The sequence below is a fragment of the Streptomyces sp. NRRL WC-3549 genome, from assembly GCF_000721935.1.
GTDB lineage: Bacteria > Actinomycetota > Actinomycetes > Streptomycetales > Streptomycetaceae > Streptomyces.
This window is the reverse complement of sequence record NZ_KL585402.1, coordinates 21,106-23,244: the sequence shown is the minus strand read 5'-3', so window position 1 is coordinate 23,244 and position 2,139 is coordinate 21,106. Positions and strand designations below refer to the sequence as shown.

2 protein-coding genes are annotated in these 2,139 nt (G+C 72.4%); both read left to right on the top strand.

The window, feature by feature from the left end; genetic code table 11:
- The first annotated feature begins 431 nt into the window (after window positions 1-431).
- Entirely contained in the window at window positions 432-1,268 is an 837-nt protein-coding gene (locus IH13_RS0117285) for an ATP-grasp domain-containing protein (RefSeq protein ID WP_031085419.1), read from the top strand.
- Between the two features lie 55 nt (window positions 1,269-1,323).
- The coding region (locus IH13_RS0117280) for an MFS transporter (protein ID WP_031085417.1) at window positions 1,324-2,139 on the top strand (816 nt) is incomplete at its 3' end.

The following is a 2,139-nucleotide window of genomic DNA, read 5'->3' as shown; positions in this document are numbered from 1 at the left end:
AGATGTGTATAAGAGACAGCCGTTGCGCCTCCCACCGGTGCGGAACGACGCACCGGTGGCACGGCGGCCGGGCCCCGGGTGACGGCCCCTGCCCGACCGGGCGTGACCCCTCGGTGTTCCGCCGGTCCGTCGCCGCGCCGCGCAGTTGGTCCGCCACCGGCACCGCCTCCGCTCTGGGCGGCGGGGGCCCCACGCGGTATCGCCGGCCGGGCACGAACGCCCGGGCGGCCGACCAGCAGGCACCGCCGGTGGTCAGGACGCTCTCGCGCGTGGTGCGGTGGGCCCCGCGGGGCCGGCGGCGGAGGCGGGCGGGAAAATGCCGGGCAGCGGCGGCGCCGGGGCACGAGGACTCCTGTGGGGTCGTGAACGGGTGGCGTCGCCCCGGTCGTTGACCGTGGTCCGGTTCCGCATCACCCGTGGGAGTACGTACTGTGAACACCGCCTCCGGCGCCCCGCGCCCCTCCGTCCTGTACGTGACCGACCTGGCCTATCCGGCGCGCGGACGCCGCTACGGCGACGAGGACGTCTTCCTGGCGTCCCGGCTGCGCGAGGAGTTCGACCTGGCCCTCAGCCACCCGGCGGACGCGGCGGCGCTGCTGGACCGGTTCGATCTCGTGGTCGTACGCAACAGCGGGCCGGTGGTGTACCACCGGGAGGCCTACGACGCCTTCCGCGCCCGCGCCCGGGAGCTGGGCATCCGGGTCTACAACAGCCTGGACGGGCGCGGGGACATGGCCGGCAAGCAGTATCTGGTCGAGCTGAGCCGCGCCGGCCTCCCGGTGATACCGACCGTGGACCGCACGGCCGACCTCGGCCTGCTCCCCCGGTCCGACGCGTACGTGGTGAAGCCCAAGCTCGGCGCGGACTCGGTGGGGCTGCGGTTCACCCGGGAGCCGTCGCTGTCCGGCGCCGCGGACGGCACCCTGCTCGTCCAGCCGCGCGTCGGCTTCCGGTACGAGGTGTCCTTCTTCTTCCTGGACCGGGAATTCCGGTACGCCCTGTACGCGCCCGACCCGGAGCGCCGCTGGGTGCTGGAGCCGTACGAGGCGACGGCCCGGGACCTGGAGTTCGCCCGCCTCTTCGTGGAGTGGAACACGCTCACGCACGGCATCCAGCGCGTGGACGCGTGCCGGACCGACGAGGGGGACCTGCTGCTCGTCGAACTGGAGGACCTCAACCCGTATCTCTCCCTGGACCGCGTCCCCGAGACGGACCGTGAGGCGTTCGTGGACCGGCTGAAGGCCGCGCTGCGGGCCGTTTCGGGCTGACTCGTCCGGACCCTCGTGGCATGCGGGGCCGGGGGCCCGGTGTGAGGGTGCAGGGGTGACCACTGCCAGCGAGACCGCCCCCGCCCCGCAGAGTGCCACCGCGCCGCCCGTGCTCGACCCCCGCCGCCGCAACATCGTCTTCGCGACCATCGTCCTGGGGATTCTGCTGGCCGCCCTGGACCAGACGATCGTGGGGACGGCTCTTCCCACCATCGTGTCGGACCTCGGCGGTGCGGAGCACATGTCCTGGGTGGTCACCGCCTATCTGCTCGCGGAGACCGTGGCGACGGTCCTGGTCGGCAAGTTCGGTGACCTGTTCGGCCGGAAGTTGATCTTCCAGATCTCCGCGGTCGTCTTCATCACCGGCTCGTTCCTCTGCGGTCTCGCCTCGAACATGCTGCTGCTGATCATCTGGCGGGGGGTGCAGGGCGTCGGAGCGGGCGGGCTCATGGTCACGTCGATGGCGCTGATCGCCGACGTGATCCCCCTGCGCGACCGGGGCAAGTACCAGGGGGCGATCGGCGCGGTCTTCGGGGTGGCCACCGTGGTCGGTCCCCTGCTGGGCGGCCTCTTCACGGACCATCTGACCTGGCGGTGGGCGTTCTACGTCAACGTGCCGATCGCGATCGTGGTGGTCATCGCGGCGGCCCGCACCATCCCCTCCGTCCGGGCGGCGGGGCGGCCCGTCATCGACTACCTGGGCATCGCGCTGGTCGCGGTGGGCGCCAGCGCGCTCATCCTGGGGACGAGCTGGGGCGGCAACGAGTACGCCTGGGGCTCGCCGGTCATCATCGGCCTGTTCGTCGGCGGTCTCGTCGCGCTGGCGATGTTCTGCCTGGTGGAGTTGCGGGCGAAGGAGCCCATGCTGCCG